At 65.0% G+C, this 20,261-nt stretch carries 21 protein-coding genes and 1 tRNA gene; 9 read left to right on the top strand and 13 right to left on the bottom strand.

The window, feature by feature from the left end; genetic code table 11:
• Nucleotides 1–17: 17 nt before the first annotated feature.
• A complete protein-coding gene (locus tag BRA1417_RS0106980) occupies nucleotides 18–1,382 on the bottom strand; it encodes an FAD-dependent oxidoreductase (RefSeq protein WP_027515214.1) in 1,365 nt (454 codons plus the stop codon).
• 113 nt (nucleotides 1,383–1,495) lie between these two features.
• Here BRA1417_RS0106980 and BRA1417_RS0106975 point away from each other — a divergent pair, with 113 nt between their 5' ends.
• Entirely contained in the window at nucleotides 1,496–2,380 is an 885-nt protein-coding gene (locus BRA1417_RS0106975) for a LysR family transcriptional regulator (RefSeq protein WP_027515213.1), read from the top strand.
• A 113-nt stretch (nucleotides 2,381–2,493) separates the two neighbouring features.
• On the opposite strand, the gene BRA1417_RS0106970 is transcribed toward BRA1417_RS0106975, so the two are convergent.
• Nucleotides 2,494–3,300, bottom strand: a complete 807-nt coding sequence (locus BRA1417_RS0106970) for an enoyl-CoA hydratase-related protein (RefSeq protein ID WP_027515212.1) — start codon at nucleotides 3,298–3,300, stop codon at nucleotides 2,494–2,496.
• 154 nt (nucleotides 3,301–3,454) lie between these two features.
• Here BRA1417_RS0106970 and BRA1417_RS0106965 point away from each other — a divergent pair, with 154 nt between their 5' ends.
• Nucleotides 3,455–4,429 (top strand): ketopantoate reductase family protein, encoded by a 975-nt coding sequence (locus BRA1417_RS0106965; protein ID WP_027515211.1) that lies wholly within the window; start codon nucleotides 3,455–3,457, stop codon nucleotides 4,427–4,429.
• A gap of 4 nt (nucleotides 4,430–4,433) precedes the next feature.
• Here the strand turns inward: BRA1417_RS0106965 and BRA1417_RS0106960 are convergent, their stop codons facing one another.
• On the bottom strand, nucleotides 4,434–5,111 hold the full coding sequence (locus BRA1417_RS0106960) for an alpha/beta family hydrolase (protein ID WP_027515210.1): 678 nt from the start codon (nucleotides 5,109–5,111) through the stop codon (nucleotides 4,434–4,436).
• 126 nt (nucleotides 5,112–5,237) lie between these two features.
• Between BRA1417_RS0106960 and BRA1417_RS0106955 the strand changes: the two genes are divergently transcribed.
• The gene (locus BRA1417_RS0106955; protein WP_018452979.1) at nucleotides 5,238–6,383 is read left to right on the top strand and encodes an acyl-CoA dehydrogenase family protein; all 1,146 of its coding nucleotides are present in this window, start codon (nucleotides 5,238–5,240) and stop codon (nucleotides 6,381–6,383) included.
• Between the two features lie 40 nt (nucleotides 6,384–6,423).
• Here the strand turns inward: BRA1417_RS0106955 and BRA1417_RS0106950 are convergent, their stop codons facing one another.
• From BRA1417_RS0106950 to BRA1417_RS0106920, 7 genes are all read right to left on the bottom strand, one after another.
• Nucleotides 6,424–7,563: an amidohydrolase/deacetylase family metallohydrolase gene (locus tag BRA1417_RS0106950; RefSeq protein ID WP_027515209.1), complete on the bottom strand. Its 1,140-nt coding sequence runs from the start codon at nucleotides 7,561–7,563 to the stop codon at nucleotides 6,424–6,426.
• Nucleotides 7,564–7,688: 125 nt separating this feature from the next.
• Nucleotides 7,689–7,765: transfer RNA gene (locus tag BRA1417_RS0106945), tRNA-Arg, on the bottom strand.
• Between the two features lie 97 nt (nucleotides 7,766–7,862).
• Nucleotides 7,863–8,819: a tripartite tricarboxylate transporter substrate-binding protein gene (locus BRA1417_RS0106940; RefSeq protein WP_027515208.1), complete on the bottom strand. Its 957-nt coding sequence runs from the start codon at nucleotides 8,817–8,819 to the stop codon at nucleotides 7,863–7,865.
• A gap of 47 nt (nucleotides 8,820–8,866) precedes the next feature.
• Nucleotides 8,867–9,238: a cupin domain-containing protein gene (locus BRA1417_RS0106935; RefSeq protein ID WP_027515207.1), complete on the bottom strand. Its 372-nt coding sequence runs from the start codon at nucleotides 9,236–9,238 to the stop codon at nucleotides 8,867–8,869.
• A 20-nt stretch (nucleotides 9,239–9,258) separates the two neighbouring features.
• On the bottom strand, nucleotides 9,259–10,182 hold the full coding sequence (locus BRA1417_RS0106930; protein WP_156948619.1) for a hypothetical protein: 924 nt from the start codon (nucleotides 10,180–10,182) through the stop codon (nucleotides 9,259–9,261).
• 134 nt (nucleotides 10,183–10,316) lie between these two features.
• Nucleotides 10,317–10,955 carry an RraA family protein gene (locus tag BRA1417_RS0106925; RefSeq protein WP_027515205.1) on the bottom strand — a complete coding sequence of 213 codons (639 nt, stop codon included), beginning with the start codon at nucleotides 10,953–10,955 and terminating at the stop codon, nucleotides 10,317–10,319.
• 26 nt (nucleotides 10,956–10,981) lie between these two features.
• The gene (locus tag BRA1417_RS0106920) at nucleotides 10,982–12,499 is read right to left on the bottom strand and encodes an AMP-binding protein (RefSeq protein WP_027515204.1); all 1,518 of its coding nucleotides are present in this window, start codon (nucleotides 12,497–12,499) and stop codon (nucleotides 10,982–10,984) included.
• A gap of 208 nt (nucleotides 12,500–12,707) precedes the next feature.
• Between BRA1417_RS0106920 and BRA1417_RS44650 the strand changes: the two genes are divergently transcribed.
• Nucleotides 12,708–13,340, top strand: coding sequence for a hypothetical protein (locus BRA1417_RS44650; protein WP_027515203.1), 633 nt, complete (start codon nucleotides 12,708–12,710; stop codon nucleotides 13,338–13,340).
• A 198-nt stretch (nucleotides 13,341–13,538) separates the two neighbouring features.
• Here the strand turns inward: BRA1417_RS44650 and BRA1417_RS0106910 are convergent, their stop codons facing one another.
• Together BRA1417_RS0106910 and BRA1417_RS0106905 are read right to left on the bottom strand one after the other, a co-directional pair.
• Complete coding sequence (locus tag BRA1417_RS0106910; RefSeq protein WP_027515202.1) at nucleotides 13,539–13,754, bottom strand: hypothetical protein; 216 nt, start codon at nucleotides 13,752–13,754, stop codon at nucleotides 13,539–13,541.
• Nucleotides 13,755–13,790: 36 nt separating this feature from the next.
• A complete protein-coding gene (locus BRA1417_RS0106905; RefSeq protein ID WP_027515201.1) occupies nucleotides 13,791–14,792 on the bottom strand; it encodes a 2-dehydropantoate 2-reductase in 1,002 nt (333 codons plus the stop codon).
• Nucleotides 14,793–14,950: 158 nt separating this feature from the next.
• Here BRA1417_RS0106905 and BRA1417_RS0106900 point away from each other — a divergent pair, with 158 nt between their 5' ends.
• The gene (locus tag BRA1417_RS0106900) at nucleotides 14,951–15,532 is read left to right on the top strand and encodes a YidB family protein (RefSeq protein WP_027515200.1); all 582 of its coding nucleotides are present in this window, start codon (nucleotides 14,951–14,953) and stop codon (nucleotides 15,530–15,532) included.
• Between the two features lie 31 nt (nucleotides 15,533–15,563).
• On the top strand, nucleotides 15,564–15,836 hold the full coding sequence (locus BRA1417_RS0106895) for a GlsB/YeaQ/YmgE family stress response membrane protein (protein ID WP_196236584.1): 273 nt from the start codon (nucleotides 15,564–15,566) through the stop codon (nucleotides 15,834–15,836).
• Nucleotides 15,837–16,027: 191 nt separating this feature from the next.
• On the opposite strand, the gene BRA1417_RS0106890 is transcribed toward BRA1417_RS0106895, so the two are convergent.
• A complete protein-coding gene (locus BRA1417_RS0106890; protein WP_027515198.1) occupies nucleotides 16,028–16,813 on the bottom strand; it encodes an SDR family NAD(P)-dependent oxidoreductase in 786 nt (261 codons plus the stop codon).
• A gap of 248 nt (nucleotides 16,814–17,061) precedes the next feature.
• On the opposite strand from BRA1417_RS0106890, the gene BRA1417_RS0106885 reads away from it, so the two are divergent.
• The 3 genes from BRA1417_RS0106885 to BRA1417_RS0106875 are packed head-to-tail and all read left to right on the top strand — an operon-like array spanning nucleotide 17,062 to nucleotide 20,138.
• Nucleotides 17,062–18,126: an acyl-CoA dehydrogenase family protein gene (locus tag BRA1417_RS0106885; protein ID WP_027515197.1), complete on the top strand. Its 1,065-nt coding sequence runs from the start codon at nucleotides 17,062–17,064 to the stop codon at nucleotides 18,124–18,126.
• A gap of 17 nt (nucleotides 18,127–18,143) precedes the next feature.
• Nucleotides 18,144–19,304 carry an acyl-CoA dehydrogenase family protein gene (locus tag BRA1417_RS0106880; protein ID WP_008133127.1) on the top strand — a complete coding sequence of 387 codons (1,161 nt, stop codon included), beginning with the start codon at nucleotides 18,144–18,146 and terminating at the stop codon, nucleotides 19,302–19,304.
• Between the two features lie 15 nt (nucleotides 19,305–19,319).
• Entirely contained in the window at nucleotides 19,320–20,138 is an 819-nt protein-coding gene (locus BRA1417_RS0106875) for an enoyl-CoA hydratase/isomerase family protein (RefSeq protein ID WP_027515196.1), read from the top strand.
• Nucleotides 20,139–20,261 lie beyond the last annotated feature (123 nt).

Raw genomic sequence — 20,261 nt, 5'->3', positions numbered from 1 at the left:
CGTTATCTTGCAGTCGGTTACAGGCCCTCGGGCACGGGCTGGTCCCGTCCGATGAAGGCGCCCTGTTGTTTCAACGTTTCCTGCAGCTTTTCAACGGGGATGTCACGCGGGATCCGGTTTCCGGAGAGCGCCAGCGCTGCGGCGGAACCGGCCGCCTCGCCCATCACGAAGCAGGCACCGGAGACCCGCGCCGCCGATTGGCCCTCATGGGTCATCGAGGCGCAGCGGCCGGCGACCAGAAGATTGTCGACGCCTTCGGGCACCAGCATGCGGTAAGGCAGCTCGTTATACCCGCGCGATTCCGGGATCGGCGGGAAGGTGAAGACGACGTCGCCGGGGACATGGGCCTCGATCGGCCAGCCATTGACCCCGATGGAATCCTCGAACGAGGCGCAGCCGAGCACGTCCTCGCCGCTGAGCTGATAGCCGCCGGTGATGCGGCGGGTTTCGCGGATGCCGAGCTGCGGCGGCAGATCGACGATGTAGGATTTTTCAAAGCCCGGCACGGTGCGCAGGAATTCGAACGCGGCCAGCGCCTGCTTGCGGCCCTCGATCTCGCCACGGGTGAGATCGTCAGGCTCGATGCCGTTGATGGCATGGCCGTCCTCGCGCGCCACTTGGGTGAAATTCACCCGCCATTCGATGCCGGATTTCTGCGGCCGCACGATCGCGCTCTTGCGCGGGAATGTGTGGGTGCCGGCGGCGGTGGCCTGCTCCATCAATTGCGGGATGGTGCGCCAGGCATCGCCGGCCTTCGCGGGATCGATGCCGTTGAGGCGGAGCATCATCGAGGGATACATCGGATGGCCGTGCTCGTCGCCGAATTCGAACGGCGCGCCGGCCCAGACCGCGAGATCGCCGTCGCCGGAGCAATCGATGAAGATCTCCGATCGCACCGCCTGTCGGCCCGCCTTGGTCTCGACCATCAGCGCATCGATGCGGCTGTTAGCGCCCATCACGACCCCGGCACCGAGCGCGTGGAAGAGAATGTGCACCTTGTGACTGGCGAGCAGTTGGTCGGCCGCGATCTTGTAGGCGGCGGTGTCGTAGGCCTGGGCGAAGACCTTGCCAAGGATGAGATGCGGCGCGTTGAGGCCGTTCAAATGGTTGATCCGCGCCAGCAGCTCGGACGCCATGCCCTGCACCAGCCGGTGGGCCTGGCCATAGACATTGCCGTGCAGGCCGCAGAAGTTGGTGACGCCTGCGGCAGTGCCCATGCCGCCGAGAAAGCCGTAGCGCTCGATCAGCAGCGTCTTCCGCCCAGCGCGCGCAGCTGAGGCCGCCGCCACGATGCCGGCCGGACCGCCGCCGAGCACGACCACTTCATATTCGCCGTAGAGCGGCACATGGCGTGCCGGTTCTTCGATCGTCGTGGCCTGCATGGCGCGTCCTGTCCCTGAAAGTCTCTTGCTTGGGCCGGACTATGAATTAACTCGGACCGAGCTACAATCCGCCAAAATAGACGATCAGCTTTCTCGAATCGCGAAAGGTCGAAATGGACATCCTGGTGAACTTGCAGGCGTTCCTCGCGACCGCCGACGCCGCCGGCTTCTCCGCGGCCGCGCGAAAACTCAATGTCTCGACGTCGGTGGTGGCCAAGCGCGTCACGCAGCTGGAGGCGCGCATCGGCACGCCGCTGTTTCACCGCTCGACCCGGCAATTGCGGCTGACCGAGGCCGGCCAGCGCTACGTGCATCGCGCCCGCGGCGTCGTCACCGACGCCACCGATCTGCTGTCGCGCATGGGCGAGAAGGGCCATGATCTCGTCGATCATCTGCGCATCAAGGCGCCGACCTCGCTGACGGTCGCGCGGCTTGCGGACGTCTTCACCGCCTTCCAGACCCAGAACCCGCGGCTGAAGCTCGATATCGTGCTGTTCGATCGTCCGGTCGATCCCGTCACCGAAGGCTTTGACATCGCCATCGGCGCCTTCCCGCATTCCTTTGGCGGTGTCGTCGACGAGCCCCTGTGCCCGCTGAAGCGGCTGCTCTGCGCCTCGCCTGCCTATTTGAAGAAACACGGCACGCCAAAACATCCGCGTGATCTGGTCGAGCATCGCTGTCTCAGCTTTCTGCCGACTGGCCCCGAATGGATCTTTGACGGGCCGCGCGGCCGCATCAGCGTCCAAGTCAGCCCGCTGCTGTCCTGCAACGAGGGCCAAGTGCTGGCGCGCAGCGCCATCGCCGGCAACGGCATCGTGCTGATATCGGACTATCTCGTCGCGGACGCCTTGCGCGACGGCGCGCTCAAGCCGGTGCTACGCGAGTTTCCGATTCCGGAATTGTGGGTGAAGGCGGCGATCCCCGAGCGGCGACGCAATGCAGCCGCGGTGCAGGCGCTGCTCACCCTACTGAAAACGTCACTGGCGGCGTCGCTGTAAAAGTCCGTAGCCTGGATGGAGCGCAAGCGTAATCCGGGTTCGTGCCACGCGAGGGCAGTCAGGAGACTCGACTCGGTTGGTCCGCCCCGGATTGCGCTTCGCTCCATCAGGGGCTACTCGCGTTCAGCTTTCCCCCAATTCGCCGCGCGCTTCTCGGCGAACGACGCCAGCCCTTCCGCGGCTTCCGCGCTCTGGCGCTTGAGCGAATGCAGGTGCACGAGCCGCTTGTAAGCGGCATCGTCCACCGCCATGCCGCCGAACGAGCTCTCCAGCGCCAGCCGCTTGGTCTCGGCCATCGCCTGCGGTCCGTTGGCAAGCAACTGCTCGACCACCTTGGCGCCGGCGACCTCGAGATCGGCGAGCGGCACCACCTCGTGGACGAGGCCGATGCGGCGGGCGTCCTCGGCGCCGAAACGCTCACCAGTCAGCGCGTAGCGGCGGACTTGCCGTACGCCGATGGCATCGCAGAGCTGCGGGATGATGATGGCCGCCGTCAGGCCCCAGCGCACTTCGGTGATCGAGAACAGCGCGTTGTCCGCCGCGATCACGACGTCGCAGGCCGCGATCACGCCGGTGCCGCCGCCAAAGCAGCCGCCCTGCACCAGCGCGGCCGTCGGGACCGGCAGCGTGTTGAGCCGCTGCACCGCCTCGAACGTCGCCCGCGACGCCGCCTCGTTCGCCTCGCTCGATTGCGGCCGCACGCCGTTGATCCACTTGAGGTCGGCGCCGGCCTGGAAATGCTTGCCGTTGCCCTTGAGCACCACGACGCGAAGGTTGGGCTTGCTGCCGAGATCGTCCATGGCCGCGAGCACGCCCCCGATCAACGCGCCGTCATAGGCATTGTTCACTTCGGGCCGGTTCAACGTGACGGTCGCAACCCCACGCGCATCGAGGGTCCACAGGACGGGGCTGTCGGTCATCGGTGTTCCTCCGCTAGTTTGTTTGGCGCGCACTATGACCGAGGCTCCGCACCTTGATCCATATCTTTCGAGCGTAGGGCAGCCGCGTCCATCGCATGGCGGCTTATGTCATGCTGCCGCGGGTCGGCATTAAGGGATCAGGGACGGACATCACATGCGCATCTGCATTTTCGGCGCGGGCGCCGTCGGCAGCCATATCGCGGTCAGGCTGGCCCGTGCCGGCCACGAGGTCTCGTGCGTGATGCGCGGCGCGCACCTGGAGGCAGTCCGGGCCAACGGCCTCAAGCTGCGCGTCGGCGATTCCGAGGTCTCCGCCAAGGTGAACGCGTCGGGCGATCCGGCCCAGCTCGGCCCGCAGGACGTCGTGATCTCGACGCTCAAGGCCACCGCGCTCCAGGGGCTGGTCTCCAGCATCAAGCCGCTGCTGCAGGACGACACCGCCATCGTGTTCGCGCAGAACGGCATTCCCTGGTGGTACGCGATCGGCCTGCCGCCGCGACACCCGACCCCGCCCGACATCTCCTTCCTCGACCCGGGCGGACGCCTGCGCGCCTGCATCCCGAAGGAGCGGATCGTCGGGGGCGTGGTCTTCTCCTCCAACGAGGTGATCGCGCCCGGCGTGGTGCAGAACCTGACGCCCGACCGCAACCGCCTGCTGATCGGCGAATGCGACGATCGCAATTGCGCGCGCATCACGACGCTCCGCAGTGTCTTCACCGACGCGCGGCTGGAATCGCCGCCGGTCGCCGAGATCCGCGAGGCGATCTGGTCAAAGCTGCTGACCAACATGTCGTTGTCGGTGCTGTGCCTGCTCACCGGCCAGACCGCGCGCGGCGTGCGCGACGATCCTGCGTTCGCCGAGGTCATCCCGCGGATGCTGAACGAGGCCAACGAGATCGCCCAGCACTTCATACCCGAGGTCAAGCGCGTATCACGCAGCGGCCCCGCCCCCAATCACAAGCCGTCGCTGCTGCAGGATTACGAGCTCGGCCGCGCCATGGAGATCGACGTCCTGGTGAAGGCGCCCCAAGCCTTCGCGCGCACCGCCGGCCTGTCCACGCCAACGCTCGACCTGATCGCCGCCCTCGCGATCCAGAAAGCGCGCGACAAAGGGCTTTATTCGTCGTGAGATTTCAGGCGAGCTTGTCGATCCAGGCCGCGAGCGCATCAAGCACCTCCGTCAGCGCCTCTTCATTGCTGCGGCCGGACTTTTTCAGCACCGCGAAGGAGTGATCGCCGCCTTCGATCTCATGCAGCGTCGCCTTCGGGGCAAGAGCGGCGATGACCGGCCTGAGGAGGCCGAGATCGGCGAGCCCGTCGCGGGTGCCTTGCAGGAATAGCATCGGGATCTCGACACGGGCCAGGTGCTCGGCGCGCTCCGTCGACGGCTTCTTGTCGGCGTGCAGGGGAAAACCGAGGAAGGCGAGCCCTTTGACATCAGGCAGTGGAGTCTTGGACTGCGCCTGCGAGGTCATGCGCCCGCCGAAGGATTTTCCGCCCGCGACGAGCTTCACACCGGGGCAGAGCCGGGCGGCTTCCTCGACTGCTGCGCGGATCGTGGCATGGGCGACCGCCGGCTGGTCGGGACGGCCCAGCTTGTTCTCCATGTAGGGAAAATTGAAGCGGAAGGTCGCGATGCCGCGAGCGGCGAGTCCCTCCGCAATCTTGTCCATCGATGCATGCCGCATCCCTGCACCGGCACCATGCGCCAGCACGTAGCAGGCGCGCGCATCATGCGGCTGCATCAGGATCGCGGACACCGTGCCGATGCGCGCGATGTCGAGCTTGAGCTCTTGAGTTTTCACAGCCACAATCAACCATTCCGACAGCCGCTACTCCGGCCGCCTTGGTAGCGTCACCGGCGCAGCCTGAAAACACAATAATTGCCGCTGCCGACTGGCCTACCAAGCCGGAACACTGCATCAACCGAGGTTTCCATGTCCTACCGCTCCTCCTGGATGACTGAAGAGCTCGAAATCTTCCGCGACCAGTTCCGGAAATACCTTGCCAAGGATCTGGCCCCGCATGCCGAAAAATGGCGCGAGCAGAAGATGGTCGACCGCTTTGCCTGGCGCGGGCTCGGCGAGATGGGCGCGCTGCTGGCAAGCGTGCCGGAGGAATATGGCGGCCTGGGCGCCACCTTCGCCTATGATGCCGCCGTGCTCGACGACCTCGAGAGCACGGTACCGGAGCTGACGACAGGCGTCTCCGTGCACAGCGCCATCGTCGCGCACTACATCCTCAATTACGGCTCGGAGGAGCAGAAGAAGCGTTGGCTGCCGAAGATGGCTTCGGGCGAGATGGTCGGCGCCATCGCCATGACCGAGCCCGGCACCGGCTCGGATTTGCAGGCCGTCAAGACCACCGCCAGGAAACAGGGCAATTCCTACGTCATCAACGGACAGAAGACTTTCATCACCAACGGCCAGGCCGCCGATCTCGTCATCGTGGTCGCGCGCACCGGCGATGTCGGCGCCAAGGGCATTTCGCTGATCGTGGTCGAAACGTCGGGCGCGGATGGATACAAGCGCGGGCGCAACCTCGACAAGATCGGCCTGCATGCCTCCGACACGTCCGAGCTGTTCTTCGACAACGTCGCGGTCCCGCCAGACAATTTACTCGGCGGCGAGGAAGGCCAGGGCTTCGTGCAACTGATGCAGCAATTGCCGCAGGAGCGCCTCGCGCTCGCGGTCGGCGCGGTCGCCGCGATGGAGCGCGCGATAAAACTCACCGTCGACTACACCAAGGAGCGAAAGGCGTTCGGCAAGCCGCTGATGGATTTCCAGAACACCGCCTTCAAGCTGGCCGAGCGCAAGACCGAAGCGATGATCGCGCGCGTCTTCGTCGACTGGTGCATCGAGCGGCTGGTCGCCAAGGACCTCGACACCGTCACGGCGTCGATGGCGAAATACTGGTGCTCGGAGAAGCAGGTCGAGACCGCCGACGAATGCCTCCAGCTGTTCGGCGGCTACGGCTACATGCAGGAATATCCGATCTCGCGCATCTTCATCGATTCCCGCATCCAGAAAATCTATGGCGGGACGAACGAGATCATGAAGCTGTTGATCGCCAGGTCGTTGTAATCAAATCGCTGTAATCAGGCCGCCGTGAGCGGCCTGCCGCTCAATTCGGATGCCACCAGCGGCCGCCGATCACGACGCCTTCGGAGACGATCTTGCGGTCGCCGATCAGGTGCTCGCCGACGACGTCCTCATAGTCGAACTGGCCTTCCCTCACCGAGATCAGCGTGGCGTCGCCGACGCTGCCCGGCTTGAGGCTGCCGAGCTCGGGGCGCCGAAGCGCCATCGCGGCATTGACAGTGGAGGTTGCGATGACGTCGGACAGCGGCATGCCCATGCACAGGAATTTCGACAGGGTCGTGACCTGGTCGAACGCCGGGCCGTCGATGCAGAGCTGATGGATGTCGGACGAGATGGTGTCCGGATAGAAGCCGTTGGCGAGCATGGCACGTGCGGTCTTGAACGCGAACGAGCCTTTGCCGTGGCCGATGTCGAACAGCACGCCGCGCTCGCGGGCGTCGAGCACCGCCCGCTTCACCGTGCCCTGCGCGGTCGCGGGCGTGTTGGGGAAAGGCCGGAACGCATGGGTGAGCACGTCACCGGGGCGCAGGCGCGCCAGCACCTCCTCGTAGCTCGGCGGCGGATGATCGATATGCGCCATCAAGGGCATGCCGACCTCGTTCGCGACCTCGAGCGCGATATCGAGCGGCACGACGCCCGACGTGCCCGAGGAGTGCAAACCCACGCGCACCTTGATGCCGACGATGAGGTCGCGGTTGGCATCGGCCACCTTGGCCGCCTCGATCGGATTCATCAGCCGCAGCTCCTCGCTCTCGCCCACCATGATCCGGTGCGAGAAGCCGAAAATGCCGGCATGCGAGACGTGCAAATAAGCGAGAATGCGGACCTGGCTCGGCTCGATCACATGCTTGCGGAAGCCCGCGAAATTGCCAGGCCCCGCGCTGCCGGTATCGACCGCAGTGGTAACGCCGGAGAGACGACAAAATTCCTCGGCGTCGATGCCGAGCGACGTGCCGCCCCAATAGACATGGGTGTGGAGATCGATCAGCCCCGGGGTCACGATGAACTTCGAGACGTCGCGCACGTCGGTGCCCGGATCAGCCTTCAGCCCACTGCCGATCGCAGCGAGCTTGCCGCCGGCAAAGGCGACATCCGTCACGGCATCGAGCTTCTGGGACGGATCGACCACACGGCCGCCGCGCAGGATCAAGTCGAAGGGCATTGTGGTCTCCGGATGGTGCGGTGAGGCGGGCCGGCAGTCAGTCCGGGCCAGGAAGGAAGCTTCGCGCTTCTAGCAATTTTTGCGCCGACAAGCGTGGCAAACGCAACGATTGCTCACTGAAAAACTGGCGATCCCGGGAAGACTCGAACTTCCGACCTACGGTTTAGGAAACCGTCGCTCTATCCGGCTGAGCTACGGGACCGCGGAACCCGCGGAGCGGGTTACCGGGGCTTCATATCAAAGCGGAGGCGGGATCGGAAGCCCTCCGCGTTGCTCAATGCGGCGGGCTGCCGGCCATCTCACGCCCGGATATTGTTGTCCTTGACCACCTTGCCCCAAATGGCGACCTGCTTGTCGAAGAAGGTCTTGAAGGCGGGGCCATCCTCGAGCAGCAGCGTCATCTGCTGCGTCTCCTTGAGCTGGGCGGCGGTCGCGGGCTCGCGCAGGATCTCCTTGGACGCGGTCGCGAGGCCTGCGACGATGTCCGGCGGCGTGCCGGTGGGCGCGAAGATGCCCCACCAGGCCAGCGTCTCGAAATCCGGAAAGCCCGCCTCGATCGCGGTCGGCGTATCCGGCAGGCCGGGCAGCCGCTCGCGGCCGAGCTGCAGGATCGGACGCAGCATGTTGGTGCCGAGCTGGGCCGCGACCAGCGCCGCAGATCCCGCGATCAGGTCGACATGGCCGCCGAGCACGTCGTTCATCGCGGGGCCACCGCCGCGATAGGGCACGTGCATGATCTCGACGCCGGCCTTGTTGCCGAGCACGGTCATGGCGAGATGGCCGAGCGTGCCGATGCCGACGGAGGCATATTTCACCGCGCCGGGCGTCGCCTTGCAGGCCGCCACCACGTCGGCAAAGCTCTTGTAGGGACGGCCCGCACCGGCGGCGATCACGTAAGGCGCAGTGCCGACCAGCAACACCGGCATCAGCTCGCGCTCGACATCGACCGGCGGCTTGTCGAGGATGGACGGGATCACCGCGTGGGAATCGAAGGTGACCAGGAACGTCGATCCATCAGGCGGGCTCTTGGCGACCTGCGCCGCGCCGAGCGCGCCGGCGGCGCCCGACTTGTTCTCGACGATGACGATTCGGTTGAGCTTGGTTTGCAGATGGCTCTGGAGCAGCCGCGCCATCGCATCGGTCGATCCGCCCGGCGGAAACGGCACCACCAGCGTGATTTTCGAAGCCTGCGCCAACGCCGGCCTCATCGCGAGAATAGCCGGCGCTGCGAGCAGCGTCCGTCGTGTGATCGTCATGGTATCCCTCCCCTGTTTTCTCGCGCCCGGCTTTTGCTCTTGGCGCTTTAGGTCATTCCGAAACCGGATCCCGCTTTTCTGTATTCTGGCCGCGGCGGACTGAAGATGTCCAGCACACGGGCTCCGTCGGGGCCGGCGCGCATGGTGTGCGGCACATTACCCGGCGTGCGCCAGAAGTCGCCTTTCTTCACGGCAATCTCCTCGTCACCCTGGACGCGGATGGCGGAGCCATCGAGCAGCACGCCCCATTGCTCCTCGGGATGATGGTGCAGCGTGCCTTGCGCATGCGGCGCCAGCGTCACCACCGACAGCATCGCCTGCTCGCCGGAGAAGATGCGCGTGGTCACGCCTGCCGCGAGTTCGCGAAACAGCCCGTCGCCGGTATCGTCGAGATTGTGGAATTCGTCCTTCTGGCTCACGCCATCCTCCCCTTTACGCTTTATTTTGCAGCAGACTGGCTCACGGCGGCCAGAAGGCGGTCCTTGAACTCACCCTTCACGGTAACATACACGCTCGACCAATGCCGGCTCTTGAACTCGCAGCTGCCTCGTGGGCAATATTCTTTGTCGTGATAGTCTCCATTAAGGACGCCGAACAGAGTCATTCGACCGTCCAACAGACGAAACAAAGCGCTACCTGATGCCCCTACTGTGAACTCGCAGCTCGTTTCGAATATCGACCAGTCCCTTACGTCGCGTATCTGGCACTCTTGAATCGTCTTGTTGAATGGGCCGTACCTGTCCCTCTTTCCCGTGGCTTCGATGTCGTAACCGACAACCGCCAGGACACGCTCCAACGCGACCACACTTTCAGTCCGTTCATTGATCTCGTAAGGCTTCACCTCCGCGGCCGACTCGAGCTTTGCCACTGCCCAATCGCTGACAATCGCCTTGGGCGCACTCTCAACGCATGTGCCCATCCATAGGGTCGCTGACAGAGGAATGGTACGCCTCTCGGCTCCGAGATAGTACTCGAAGATGCACTTGTCAGGTGCCGTATGGGGTTTGCAAAGGTCGCGAAACGCGTGAGCCGCCGTGGTAATCACGTCGCGCGCACCAGTCACTTGAGCGCTGCTATCTCCACCAGGACATCGCAGGACTCCACTTGCCGCAAAGCGCTTTTCCACCTCACCTCGGGGGAGACCGTTGGCTTTTGCGTAAACCCCTTCAGTTAGTCGTCGCTCTGTATCGGTCGAAGCGGCCTTGACTGCCAGATGATTATCAGTGACGCGATCGCGATTGAAAATGGGCGCTGCCCTGCGGCCGGAGCCAAAAAGCGGCATCTTCCACGAACCAACCTCGTTGCTTCCAGTGACCAACAGAACGAAGAAGCTAGGCAGGACGATCGCGTAATTCCTCGTCACTTGTATCCCCAGCAGCAAAAAGCACGAAGCAAGTCTGACCGAAACAAAGTTGTGAACTCAGTTTCGAAAGAGGCAATGGCCAACGTCGACGTGCGATCGATTCGACCATTGCTTTGACCTAAGCCTCGCGCGGATCAGGATTTGCCATACGAGCCCTGATATCGGCCCTCGCGGATCGCCTTCAGCGTCTCCTCCTCGCGCGCGACCTGGGCGCGCACGGCGTCCAGCAGCGCCGCGGCACCGGCGGCGGCAAACGACACCACGCCGTCCTCGTCGCCGACGACGATGTCGCCGGGCGAGATCACGCTGCCGCCGATCGAAACAGGCACGTTGATCTCGCCGGGGCCGTTCTTGTAGGGGCCGCGGTGGATCACCGCGCGGGCATAGCAGGGAAAGTCATCGGCCGCGAACGCCACAACGTCGCGGATCGCACCGTCGATGACATAGCCTTCGGCTTTGCGCCACTGCGCGATGTTCTTCATGATCTCGCCGACCAGCGCGCGGGTCTCATCGCCGCCGCCATCGACCACGATGACGTCGCCGGGGCCCACCAGCTCGAGCGCGCGGTGGATGGCGAGATTGTCACCGGGACGGGTGCGGACCGTGAAGGCCGTGCCCACCAGCTTGGCACCGCGATGATAGGGTTTTAGCCCCACTGCGCCCGGCAGCCGGCCGAGATTGTCCGAAATGACCGAGGTCGGCGCGCCGCGAAAACCCTCGATGATCTCGGCCGGCGGCTTCGGCACAGCGTTCGCAGCGATGGTGATGGTCATAATCTCAGTCCTTCCCGTGAATTCTCTTAATCGGCGTCCGCCCGCGCCTTCGCCGGCCGAATTCGGAAGGCGCGCCCCTCCTTCATCCACGCCGCGCGCTCGTCGCGCAACAGGGTGCGGCGAACTTTTCCGGAATCGTCGCGCGGCGGGGCGGTGACGATCTCGAAGCTCTCGGGGTGCTTGTAGCGGCTGAGCCTGTCTTTGAGAAAATCGGCCATGCCGTCGGCGATGGTCTGACCGTCCGCATCGCCCTCCGGCTCGATGATGGCGTGTACGCGCTGGCCCAATTCCGGATCGGGCAATCCCACCACCACGCAGGAGCGTACGCCGGGGCACTCGGAGACCGCGGCCTCGACCTCGGCCGGATAGATGTTGGCTCCGCCGCGCAACACCATGTCGGCGAGGCGGTCACCGAGATAAAGGTAGCCTTCCGCATCCAGCCTGCCGATATCGCCGAGCGATTCCCAGCCGTCCGCGCGGCGCTTCGGCTCGGCGCCGAGATAGTGATAGGTGGCATCCTTGCCGTCATTGTTGAGGAAATAGATCTCGCCGCTCTCGCCCGGCGCGACGTCGTTGCCGTCCTCGCCGATGATGCGCAAGCGCGCCATCTCGCCGATCTTACCGACCGAACCCTTGTGCGTCAGCCATTCCGTGCCGGAGATGATGCAGGAGCCTTGTCGCTCGGTGCCGCCATAGAGCTCCCAGATTCGCTCGGGTCCGAGCCAGGCGATCCAGTTCTCCTTCAGCCAGGGAGGCATCGGAGCTGCCATGTGGAAGACGGTTTGCAGGCTCGACACATCATAGGCGTTGCGCACGTGCTCCGGCAGCGCCCAGATCCGGTGCATCATGGTCGGGACGAAATTGACCCATTGCACGCGCTCGCGCGCGATTTGCCGCAGCGCCTCCTCCGCGTCGAACTTGACGAGGCCGGTGAGCTGGCCGCCGGTGAACAGCGCGTAGTGCGACACGATGAACGGCGCATTGTGATAGAGCGGGCCGGGATTGAGCAGCGAGACCCCAAAGGGAATATTGAGCGGCGGCGCGGCGGCCGTGTCGATCACCGCCGGCTGGTGATCGAGGATCACCTTCGGGCGGCCGGTCGATCCGCCGCTGGTCATGGCTTTCCAATAGCGCGCCACCGGTGCGGTGAGCGGATCGTCCGAAAATCCTTCCGGCACGAAATCCGCGGGCAGACGGTTCGGCGCGTTCCAGTCGGCTTCGCCGCCGACCACCAGCGCCGGCTTCAGGATATCGAGCACCGCGGCGGCTTCGCCGCGCGGCAGCCGCCATGACAGCGACGTCGGTGTCGCTCCGCATTTCCACACCGCAAACGAGGTCTCGAAGAACGCATTGCCGTTCGGCAAACCGATCGCGACAAAGTCGCCGGGCTTGACGCCCTTGGCCATGAACGCCCGCGCGCGCCGATTGGCGCCGCGCTCCAGCGCGTCCCATGTCAGCGTATCCTGCCCGTGACGGACGGCGATCGTGCCTTGCGGTTTGCGCTCGGCGTACCAGCGTGGCACGTCGGACAGGGGCAGCAGCATCAGGCGTTTCCACTTCGTTTTCTTGGCGTCGCCAATGAGGCGACCGCAGGATGAAGTGACGCTGTGACTCCTGCGCCACGTCAAGCAAAAAATGTCAGCATCGCAGCCATGAAATTCCCGGGTTCCATGGGTGACAAGTAGGCCATAAAGGGGCAAAAATCAGCCCGACTCAGTTCGGGTTGAGTTTTGCAAGGAATGCTCTCGTAGAATGTCGGACGTAGTTGCATCGCGTCGTGCGGCGCTTGTGGTTGCCGCAGCAGGATTTTTCCTGCTGGCGCCCTCGCATGCCCAGGCACAATGGTGGAAGCGCGCGCCTGTTGACTTCGAGGCCTGCGCCGACGCCGCCGAGAAAGCCACGACCAAATCCGAGAAGACGGCTGCGCTTGCCGACTGCAACGCCAAATTCGCCGGCCGGCGCAAGGCAGGTGGCGGCTATTCCTATTACGATTTCCTCCAGGATCGCACCTTCGACATCGCCGGCCCCAATCCGACGCCGGAGGAGCAGAAGAAGATCGACGAAGCCTACACCGCCTATCTCGCCAATCAGCGCCGCAGCAATGAAGCCGCGCAGGCCACCGCGCGCCAGCAGCGCGAGCAGCAGGAACAACAGCTGCAGCAGCTCCAGCGGGTCGCGTTGCGAACCGAGGTCGAGCGCGTGCCCGTGCCGGTCGAGCGGCCGAAAGTCCAGCAGGCCGCCATCGGCGACGCGCGGCCGCGGCCGAAGGGCGCACCCTGCACCAAGGGCTCGTTCTCCTGCGAATGGCCGCGGCTGTCGGATGGTTTGAACGATATCAAGAAGCTGTTCAGCCCGACGCCGAGCAAGCCCGCGAAGAAGGGCTGAGTTGCGGCAGCAGCTACAAGCTCCGCTGGTCGTCCCGGCGAAGGCCGGGACCCATAGCCACAGGGAGTAGTTGTGGCGAGAGACCGGTAACCACGCGTCTTCGCCAAATCCAATTCGGTGGTTATGGGTCCTGGCTTTCGCCAGGACGACGGCTGAGGATGTGGTCTCAGCCGTCCAGCTCACGCCCAAAGCCGCGCCTCAGCTCGTGTGCTTCTTCTTGCTGCGCTTGGGAGTTGCAACCGGCGCATTCACCGGTGCCGTTGTTGTCGGAGAACTGCCCAACTGCGACCTGCTCTCCTGCAATCGCCTGTCATAGCCAGGCGAATTCGTGACCGTCGGCGGCCGGGCCTCCGCGACTGAGGACGCGACGCAGAGCACGGCCAGCGCGAATCCGATCATCAGACGACGCTTCATCGTTGCTCCTCCCGTCGCACAGCCTGCACTCATGCGTTACCCGCGAATCTGCTGCGGCGTCAGCCGCGGTGGACCTTTGCCCGCGGCCTCAGCCTCTTTGATCACCGCAACAATGCGGCGCGACAGCGGCACGTCGACACTGTTCTGCTCGGCGAGCGCGATGATCGCGCCCTGGAGATAGTCGATCTCGGTCTTGCGGCCCTGCTTCAAATCCTGCCACATCGAGGAACGCGCCTCGGGATCGATCTTCATGGTCCGTCCCAGGATCAGGTTGAAAATCGGATCAGGCAGCCTCAGCAAGGTGGGCGTCCAGGACGACGGGATCGGCGTCGCCGAAACTGGTGTGATGCCGGCGGCCCTCATCGCAGCCAGCCCTTCCGCCATCTGGTCGGCGAACAGCCTTCGCCAGTCGCGGTTCGCCAATTGCGCGGCGAGCGGCATGTCGGACAGGGCGCTGAGCGCGTTGTTCAAATTGATGATCAGCTTGCCCCATTGCACGCCGGTGATGTCGCGGCTCGCGCGCATGGCGAGCCCCGGCACCGACAGCGCTGCGGCCGTGTTCGCATCATCCTCGCCGACATGAATGTCGCCGGAGGTCGAGCGGTGGAAGCGGCCCTCGCCCATCCCGACCACGTTGAAGGGCACCATGCCGGCGAGCACACGGCGGTCGCCGAGGCGCTCGCGCAGCACCGCGACATTGCCGACGCCGTTCTGCAGCGAGACGATGACGGCGTCCTGCGGCGCATGCTGCGCGATCTGGTCGGCAACCCCGGCCGTATCGGCGCTCTTCACCGTGACCAGCACGATGCCGGCGCTGTGAAAGATCGCGGGATCTTCCGACAGCGCGAGTCGGCCCGGGTCGAGCTTCGTCTCCAAGCCGTCGAAATCGGTCAGAAGCAGGCCGAACCGCTCGATCTCGGTCTTCACCCGCGGCCGCACCAGGAACGCGACGCGGCGGCCGGCAGCCGCCAGGGTGCCGCCGACGAAACATCCGATGGCGCCTGCGCCGGCCACCACGATCGGTCGATCCGTCATCACCTTGGCTTGCCCCCTCAACGATCTTCCCTCGATAGCAGAGGCTGTGCCTGCTGCCCATTCCCGCAGTTGCGGCGCAATCGCCTTGTAACCGTCATGACAGGCTCATATGTTTTCGAACGGGGCTTGTTACCGGCAAGAAAGCGCCAAAGGAGAACGCCATGGGTTTGCTCGACGTCCTCAACGGCATGCAGAACGGCCCGCGCGGCCCAAGCACGCCGAGTTCACAATCGTCATCCAGCGGCGGCATGTCGCCCATGACCATGGCGCTGCTTGGCCTGCTCGCCTGGAAGGCCTTCAAGCATTTGAGCGGCAACCAGAGCGGCAGCGCGCCGCAGCCGTCTCCGGCACCGACGCCGACGCATCTCCCCCCGTCGGTGAATGCAGGCGCTGGCGGCGGCCTCGGTGACCTGTTGAAGGGCGGCCTTGGCGGCCTGCTCGCGGGCGGCGCGGCCGGCAGCGTGCTCAGCGGCGGGCTCGGCGATCTCCTCAACCAGCTCCAGCAGAGCGGTCATGGCGACGCTGCCAATACCTGGGTCGGCAAGGGCGAGAACAAGGCGATCGCACCAGGCGACCTCGCCAATGCGCTCGGCGCCGACCAGATCGAGAGCCTGTCCGCCCAAAGCGGCCTGTCGCGTGATGAGCTGCTCTCGGGCCTCAGCCAGTATCTGCCGCAGGTGGTCGACCATCTGACGCCGGACGGACGGCTGCCGACCGAGCATGAGATCGCGGGCAGAGTCTGATTTAGTTTAGTCAAACGAGGGAAGCACGGACATGAGCATGGGTGGCTTGTTGTGGATCATCGTCGTCGGCTTCGTCGCCGGCCTCATCGCGCGTTGGCTGGCGCCGGGACCGAACAATCCGAGCGGCTTCATCCTCACCACCATCCTCGGCATCGCCGGCGCGTTTCTCGCGACCTTCATCGGCCAGGCCATCGGGCACTACAGTCCCGACCAGGGCGCGGGATTCATCATGGCCACCATCGGCGCCGTCGTGGTGCTGTTCATCTGGCACCGGCTGGTGGCGAGCGGTGTGATCAAGGGGTGAACACACTCGTTTTGCGGTGTGGCCGATCCACAAGTTCGGTGTCGTCCCGGCGAAGGCCGGGACCCATAACCACAACAGGTGGTGAGGCGCGAAACCGGGAATTGCCAGTCTTCGCCAAACTGAATTCGGTGGTTATGGGTCCCGGCCTTCGCCGGGACGACGCCTGTATTTGCCGCGCTAGCCGCGCGACTTCACGTCACCAAATGCATGCCCGCATCCATGCGCACGACCTCGCCGGTCATGTTGCTGGAGGCCGGCAACGCCAGGAAGCAGACGAGCTGCGCGATGTCTTCCGCCGATGATGCGACCTTCAGCGGCACCTTCGCCACGACGCTGTCGCGTACCTGCTTGGCGCCAGCCTCGCCGCGGCCCTTGGTGAACCAGGGCGTATCGATATAGCCCGGGCATACCGTGTTGACGCGGATCAGCGGCGCCAGCGCGCGCGACAGCGACAGCGTCATGGTGTTGAGCGCGCCCTTGCTCGCGGCGTATGCGATCGACGAACCGACGCCGCTGATGCCGGCGACCGAGGAGATGTTGACCACGGCCGACGGCCGCCCCGAGGCCTTGGCGCCGGCCTCGAGCAGGCTGCGCGCCGCGCGCACCATCTGGAACGGGCCGATGGTGTTGACGCCGTACAGGCGCTGGAAATCTTCCGCCGACAATCCATCGAGATCGGCATGAGCGACATGCTTGGTGGTGCCGGCATTGTTGACGAGCACGTCGAGCCGGCCCCAGCCGCCAGCTGCCGCAACGATCTTGCGGCAATCGTCATCCTTCGAGACGTCGCCCTGCGCGACTAGAACTTCCGGTGAGCCCGCCTTGCGGCACAGCTCAGCGGTCGCCTCCGCTTCCTTCTGGCTCGAGGAATAGTTGATGACGAGCCGCGCCCCGCTCCGTGCGAGAATTTCCGCGGTCGCAGCACCCAGGCCGGAGGCGGACCCCGTCACGATTGCGCACAAACTGTCCTTTGCCATCCGGATTTCCTTCCCCTTGATTGAATATCGACGTTCTGTTTAGCGAGTTTGCCGCGCCCTGCAAATCGAGCAAACTCCGCTAAGCGGAATTAGCCTTCTATAGTCCCTTGCGCCCATGCCCGCGCCGCAGGTTGACCTGCGATCAGCGCTTGTCAGGGCCATGGCTTTTTCGGATCATCGGGCGCAAGAAGAACCTGCGCGTCCGCCCACGGGGCGGGAAGCGCCAATGGCAAAACACGGGGAACGCTGTGGCGGAGAGTGACAATATCGTCGTCGAGACTGCGGAGAAAATCTTCGCCGATCTCGCCGATCCGCAGACCGTCAACAACGACAAGAAGGATTCATGGCAGGCGCCGCTGTGGCAGGCGCTGAGCGAAGCCGGCTTGCCGTTGGCCTGGGTGCCCGACGATCTCGGCGGCTCCGGCGCGAGCCTAGCCGACGGCTTTGCGCTGCTGAACGCCGCCGGCCGTTTCGCCGTCGCGGTTCCCTTGGCCGAGACCATGCTGGCCGGCTGGCTGCTGGCGCAGGCGAAGATCGCATCCCCCGAAGGAGAGATGACGGTGCTGCCGGCGTCGCCCAAGGATCGCATCACCCGCGACGCCGGCGGCGCGCTCTCCGGCCGCGCCCGCGGCGTGCCCTTCGCAAAGGCGGCAAAGCACTTCGCGGTGCTGGCCCACGGCAAGGACGGCGCCTCGATCGCGCTGGTCGATGCGGGCAGGGGTCGGATCGAGACCGGACTCAATGTCGGCTACGACCACAGCGACACCGTCACGCTCGACAAGGTCCAGCCCGTCACCATCAAACCCGCCCCAAAGGGCTTCGACCAGACCACAATGATGCTGATGGGCGGCGTCGCGCGCAGCCTTCAGATCGCGGGCGCGCTGGAATCGATGCTCGACATCTCCGTGCGCTATTCCAACGAGCGCGTCGCCTTCGAGAAGAAGATCTCCAAATTTCAGGCGGTGCAGCACAACCTCGCCCGCCTCGCCGGCGAGTCGGCTGCCGCCCTTGCCGCGGCGACCTCGGCCGCCGATGCCATCGCCAACGCAAGATCGTTCGACGACGCGGTCTATCTCGAAGCCGCCTCGGCAAAAATCCGCTGCTCGGAAGCCGCGGAAAAGGGCGGCGCGATCGCGCACCAGGTCCACGGCGCGATCGGCTTCACCCTGGAGCACATCCTGCACCGCTACTCGCTGCGGGCGCTGGCCTGGCGCGACGATTTCGGTTCGGAAAGCCACTGGGCCGTCGAGCTCGGCAAGCTCATTGCCAACCGCGGCGCCGACGAATTGTGGCCGCTCGTGGCTTCGCGCTGATCAGGGACGAGACAACAATGACCGCTGCCCTCCGTTTCGATCCGATCCGCCTGCCCGAGAAATGCGAGCAATTGCGCAAGGAAGTGCGCGCTTTCCTCGCGGAGGAAATCGCCGCCGGCACCTTCGATCCGCACAAGCCCAACCGCGAAGACACCGACGCGCCGGAATTTTCCCGCCGGGTCGGCGCCAAGGGTTGGCTCGGCATGACATGGCCGAAAAAATATGGCGGCCAGGAGCGCTCCTTCCTGGAGCGCTACGTCGTGACCGAGGAGATGCGCGTTGCCAACGCGCCGACGCGGCGGTTCTTCGTCGCCGACCGCCAGAGCGGGCCGGTGCTGATCAAGTACGCGCCTGAACACATCAAGATGGACATCCTGCCGCGCATCTGCCGCGGCGAGATCTGCTTCGCGATCGGCATGAGCGAGCCGAACTCCGGCTCGGACCTGTTCGCCGCGAAGACGCGCGCGACCAAGACCGACGGCGGCTATCTCATCAACGGCACCAAGATCTGGACCTCGTCGGCGCACATCGCCGACTACATGATCGCGATCTTCCGGACGTCGCAGCCGACCAAGGAAAACCGACGTCACGGCCTGACCCAGTTCCTGGTCAAGATGAAGCAGCCGGGCATCCAGGTGAACCCGATCGGCCAGATCACCGGCCAGTACGAGTTCAACGAGGTCGTCTTCACCGATTTCTTCGTGCCCGACGATCATGTGCTCGGCGAAGTCGACGGCGCCTGGAAGCAGGCCACCAGCGAGCTCGCTTATGAGCGTTCGGGCCCCGAGCGCTTTCTGGAGACCTATTACGTGCTGACCGAGCTGGTTCGCGCCGTTGGTCCCAATCCGGACACGCGCAGCGCCGAAGGCATCGGCCGGCTGGTGGCGCAGCTCCACACCATGCGGCGCATGTCGGTCTCGGTCGCGGGCATGCTGCAAGCCGGCAAGGAGCCGGTCGTCGAAGCGTCTATCGTCAAGGACATCGGCACGGTGTGGGAGCAGCAGCTGCCGCACCGCGTGCGCGATCTCGCCGCCTTCGTCGAGGAGACCGCGACCAACCGCGAGACGCTGGAGCGGCAGCTCGACTTCGCCATCAAGACCGCGCCGAAACTCACCATCCAGGGCGGCACCACCGAGGTGCTGCGCGGCATCATCGCCCGCGGGCTTGGTTTGCGCTAATCATTCGAGGACATCATGAGCACCTATAAAGATATCGGCGTCGAAAAAGTGGGTCACGTCGGCACCATCGAGATCCGCCGCCCGCCGCTCAACTTCTTCGACATTTCGCTGATCAACCAGATCGCGGACGCGCTCGACGAGTTCGATCGCGACATCGAGATTCGCGCCTCGGTGCTGTCGGCGCAGGGCAAGGCATTCTGCGCCGGCGCCAATTTCCAGGACCCGGCACGGCAGGCCCAAGAGGCGCGCGAAGCCGATAAGACGGCCAAGGGCGATCCGGCCGACAGCCTCGGCGCGATCAACCATCTCTACATCCAGGCGGTGCGCATCTTCCGCGCCAAGAAGCCGATCGTCGCCGCCGTGCAGGGCGCTGCCATCGGCGGCGGATTGGGCCTCGCGGTCTCGGCGGACTTCCGGGTCACCTGCCCCGAAGCGCGCTTCTCCGCGAACTTTACCAAGCTCGGCTTCCATCCCGGCTTCGGCCTGACCGTGACGCTGCCCGAGCTGATCGGCAAGAACAACGCCGAGCTGATGTTCTACACCAGCCGCCGCGTCACCGGCGAAGAGGCCTTCAAATGCGGCCTCGCCAACGAACTGGTGCCGCAGGACCAGGTCAAGGCGGCCGCACTGAAGCTCGCCGGCGAAATCGCCGAATGCTCCCCGCTCGGCCTCGTCTCCACCCGCGCCACGATGCGCGCCGGGTTGGCCGATCGCGTCATGGCGGCGACCAATCACGAGCTCGAGGAGCAGACCCGCCTGCGCGCGACGGAAGATTTCAAGGAAGGCGTGAAGGCCACGGAGGAGCGGCGCGTCGCGAATTTCAGGGGGCGGTAGCTCCTTTCTTCCTTCTCCCCTTGTTGTGGGAGAAGGTGGCGCGAAGCGCCGGATGAGGGGTTGCCTCCGCAAGCAATTCTCTCGCGCTTGTACGCGCGGAGAGAGACCCCTCACCCGTCTGCC

Source organism: Bradyrhizobium sp. WSM1417 (genome assembly GCF_000515415.1).
Taxonomy (GTDB): domain Bacteria; phylum Pseudomonadota; class Alphaproteobacteria; order Rhizobiales; family Xanthobacteraceae; genus Bradyrhizobium.
This window is presented reverse-complemented; position numbering and strand designations above follow the sequence as displayed.

Coding starts and splice junctions, on each gene's coding strand:
- BRA1417_RS44650 (WP_027515203.1), top strand. CDS start 12,708: ATGTCGGACGTAGTTGCATCGCGTCGTGCGGCGCTTGTGGTTGCCGCA.
- BRA1417_RS0106920 (WP_027515204.1), bottom strand. CDS start 12,499: ATGCTGCTGCCCCTGTCCGACGTGCCACGCTGGTACGCCGAGCGCAAA.
- BRA1417_RS0106910 (WP_027515202.1), bottom strand. CDS start 13,754: ATGAAGCGTCGTCTGATGATCGGATTCGCGCTGGCCGTGCTCTGCGTC.
- BRA1417_RS0106890 (WP_027515198.1), bottom strand. CDS start 16,813: ATGGCAAAGGACAGTTTGTGCGCAATCGTGACGGGGTCCGCCTCCGGC.
- BRA1417_RS0106875 (WP_027515196.1), top strand. CDS start 19,320: ATGAGCACCTATAAAGATATCGGCGTCGAAAAAGTGGGTCACGTCGGC.
- BRA1417_RS0106965 (WP_027515211.1), top strand. CDS start 3,455: ATGCGCATCTGCATTTTCGGCGCGGGCGCCGTCGGCAGCCATATCGCG.
- BRA1417_RS0106980 (WP_027515214.1), bottom strand. CDS start 1,382: ATGCAGGCCACGACGATCGAAGAACCGGCACGCCATGTGCCGCTCTAC.
- BRA1417_RS0106940 (WP_027515208.1), bottom strand. CDS start 8,819: ATGACGATCACACGACGGACGCTGCTCGCAGCGCCGGCTATTCTCGCG.
- BRA1417_RS0106970 (WP_027515212.1), bottom strand. CDS start 3,300: ATGACCGACAGCCCCGTCCTGTGGACCCTCGATGCGCGTGGGGTTGCG.
- BRA1417_RS0106925 (WP_027515205.1), bottom strand. CDS start 10,955: ATGACCATCACCATCGCTGCGAACGCTGTGCCGAAGCCGCCGGCCGAG.
- BRA1417_RS0106895 (WP_196236584.1), top strand. CDS start 15,564: ATGAGCATGGGTGGCTTGTTGTGGATCATCGTCGTCGGCTTCGTCGCC.
- BRA1417_RS0106955 (WP_018452979.1), top strand. CDS start 5,238: ATGTCCTACCGCTCCTCCTGGATGACTGAAGAGCTCGAAATCTTCCGC.
- BRA1417_RS0106900 (WP_027515200.1), top strand. CDS start 14,951: ATGGGTTTGCTCGACGTCCTCAACGGCATGCAGAACGGCCCGCGCGGC.
- BRA1417_RS0106880 (WP_008133127.1), top strand. CDS start 18,144: ATGACCGCTGCCCTCCGTTTCGATCCGATCCGCCTGCCCGAGAAATGC.
- BRA1417_RS0106975 (WP_027515213.1), top strand. CDS start 1,496: ATGGACATCCTGGTGAACTTGCAGGCGTTCCTCGCGACCGCCGACGCC.
- BRA1417_RS0106950 (WP_027515209.1), bottom strand. CDS start 7,563: ATGCCCTTCGACTTGATCCTGCGCGGCGGCCGTGTGGTCGATCCGTCC.